The organism is Aeromonas finlandensis (assembly GCF_000764645.1).
Lineage (GTDB): Bacteria > Pseudomonadota > Gammaproteobacteria > Enterobacterales > Aeromonadaceae > Aeromonas > Aeromonas finlandensis.
In genome coordinates this window covers 1-2,912 of record NZ_JRGK01000231.1, presented here as the reverse complement: position 1 = coordinate 2,912, position 2,912 = coordinate 1, and the positions used below count along the sequence as shown (strand labels likewise).

The window sequence follows — 2,912 nt, the reverse complement described above, 5'->3', positions numbered from 1 at the left end:
GGGTGGTCGCATCGGCCATGGTAAACGGCACATCCAGCAGACGAGCCAGAGTCTCGGCCAGCAGGGTCTTGCCGCTACCGGTCGGGCCAATCAGCAGGATGTTGGATTTGCCGAGCTCCACACCACTGTTTTCGCCGCTGTTGCGCAGACGCTTGTAGTGGTTGTAGACGGCAACGGCCAACACCTTCTTGGCGTACTCCTGCCCGATCACATAGTCATCGAGATGAGCGCGGATCTGATGAGGGGTCGGCAGCTCGTTACCATCGCGCTTGGGAGAGATCTCGCGGATCTCTTCGCGGATGATGTCGTTGCACAGCTCGACGCACTCATCACATATGTAGACGGAAGGGCCAGCGATCAGCTTGCGCACTTCATGCTGGCTTTTGCCGCAAAAAGAGCAGTAGAGCAGCTTATCACCCTCACCCTTGCGTTTCTCTGTCATTCAGCAACCTCGTTTTATCAATAGAGGATGGATCGGCCTGTTGAGTTTACAACAGACCGGGACACCCTGCTCAGCTACGCTGGCTCAGGACACCGTCTACCAGGCCATAGGCCACGGCCTGCTCGGCGGACATGAAGTTGTCACGATCAGTATCACGCTCGATGGTAGCCATCTCCTGACCGGTATGGAAGGCCAGGCGCTCGTTCAGGGTATTTTTGATCTTCAGGATCTCCTGGGCGTGGATCTGGATATCAGATGCCTGGCCCTGGAAGCCACCCAGCGGCTGGTGGATCATCACGCGAGCGTTAGGCAGGCAGAAACGCTTGCCCTTGGCACCGCCAGCCAGCAGGAATGCACCCATGGAGCAGGCCTGTCCCATGCACACGGTGCTGACGTCCGGCTTGATGAACTGCATGGTGTCATAGATGGACATGCCCGCAGTCACCGAACCACCCGGTGAGTTGATGTAGATATAGATGTCCTTGTCCGGGTTCTCGGACTCGAGGAACAGCAGCTGGGCAACCACCAGATTGGCCATGTGATCTTCAACCTGACCAGTCAGGAAGATCACCCGCTCTTTCAGCAGACGGGAGTAAATATCGTAGGAACGTTCACCCTTGGCAGTCTGTTCGACCACGATGGGGACCAGCGCATTGCTGGGAGAATCGGTCATATCGTTATAGTTCTTGTACATAAGGCATTGTCCCTAAAATAAAATGGCCCGAGTGGAGATCACACGAGCCATTATACTTAACAGTCTTGACCTTAAGTCAAATGTTCTTAGGCAGCGGCGCCAGACTTGTTGATCACTTCGTCAAAGGCAACTTCTTTTTCGGTCACTTGCGCTTTGGACAGGATCAGGTCGATGGCTTGATCTTCTACCGCCAGGTTACGAACGCCGTTCAGCATCTGTTCGTTCTTCTGGTAGTACTCGATCACTTCCTTCGGATCTTCGTAGGCAGTCGCCATGGACTCGATGATGCTGGTTACGCGGGCATCGTCAGCCTTGATCTCGTTGGTGCGGATCACATCACCCAGCAGCAGACCTACGCGTACACGACGCTCGGCTTGAGCCTGGAACAGTTCAGCCGGCAGCTCAGGAGCGTTGCCGCCCTGGAAACCACCGAAGCGCTGCAGGGCTTGCTGACGCAGAGCATCGATCTCTTGAGCAACAGCCGCTTTCGGCAGATCGATCAGGTTGGCTTCAACCAGACCGTTCAGAACCTGCTCTTTCACGCTGTTTTTCAGAGCTTGAGCCAGTTCGCGCTCCATGTTCTTGCGCACTTCGGCTTTCAGCTCTTCAACAGAACCGCTTTCGATACCGAAACGCTTGACGAACTCTTCGGTCAGCTCAGGCAGGATCTGCTCTTCAACCTTGATCAGCTTGGAAGCGAACTTGGCTTCTTTGCCTTTCAGGTTTTCAGCGTGGTAGTCAGCCGGGAAGGTCACTTCGATGGTGAACTCGTCGCCCGCTTTCTTGCCCATGATGGCGTCTTCGAAGCCAGGGATCATGCGGCCAGCGCCCAGAACCAGGTTGAAGCCTTCAGCTTTGCCGCCGTCGAACTCTTCACCGTCGATGGAACCGACGAAGTCCATGGTCACACGCATGCCATCGGCAGCGGCAACATCGGCATCAGCCCAGGTAGCGTGCTGCTTGCGCAGGGTGTCGATCATGTTGGCCAGATCTTCATCCTTCACGGTAGCAACCGGCTTCTCGATCTTGATGGTCTCGAGACCAGCAACTTCGAACTCCGGGTACACTTCGAAAGTGGCGGTGAATTCGAAATCCTGACCTTCCTGGATCTCTTTCGGATCCATGGTCGGGGCACCGGCCGGGCTCAGTTTGTTTTCGATGATGGCTTTGATGAAGTTGTTCTGCATCATTTCATCAGCAACACGGGCGTGAGCCATGGCGCCGAACATCTTCTTGATGATGGCAACCGGAGCCTTGCCAGGACGGAAACCGTCGATGCGACGAGTTTTGGCCAGGCCATTCAATTCTTTACGCACAGCGGCGTCTACGGTAGCAGCCGGTACAGTGATGGTAAGACGGCGTTCCAGACCCTGGGTTGTCTCTACAGAAACTTGCATTCTTCTACCTCGTTCAACTCAGCACTGTGTGCTGACCCTTTATTGCCCCTGGGCAAAGCCCGGAGTCTTCCTGTTTATAAAGACAACGATATGTCTTTGTGATGAGAAAATATGACGCGGCATTATAGCGGCGCACTTTGGTCGAGTCGAGCTACACATCCCCCACATTGAGCTGCGTGCAAGCACAATTCGTGCAAAACTGCCCTTTATATGGGGAGAGAGGTGCCCGACTTCAACCATCGATTGACGATTATTTTGCGTTTGCTCACCTTTTTTCAGTCGAAAGCCGGTTTATTGGTCATATTTCGAGTCATATCGTGCCGTAATCACCCCGGCCCCTGTGGCAACGACTCAAATTGTCCCGCCAAATGGCTATTGA

3 protein-coding genes are annotated in these 2,912 nt (G+C 54.4%); all 3 read right to left on the bottom strand.

Going from position 1 to position 2,912, the window contains the following annotated elements; translation table 11 throughout:
* Nucleotides 1–442, bottom strand: a 442-nt coding sequence (locus LD28_RS0112905; protein ID WP_033137372.1) for a ClpX C4-type zinc finger protein, incomplete at its 3' end; no start/stop codon positions are given.
* Between the two features lie 70 nt (nt 443–512).
* Entirely contained in the window at nt 513–1,136 is a 624-nt protein-coding gene (gene clpP, locus LD28_RS0112900) for an ATP-dependent Clp endopeptidase proteolytic subunit ClpP (protein ID WP_033137371.1), read from the bottom strand.
* Between the two features lie 86 nt (nt 1,137–1,222).
* The gene (gene tig, locus LD28_RS0112895) at nt 1,223–2,533 is read right to left on the bottom strand and encodes a trigger factor (protein ID WP_033137370.1); all 1,311 of its coding nucleotides are present in this window, start codon (nt 2,531–2,533) and stop codon (nt 1,223–1,225) included.
* Nucleotides 2,534–2,912 lie beyond the last annotated feature (379 nt).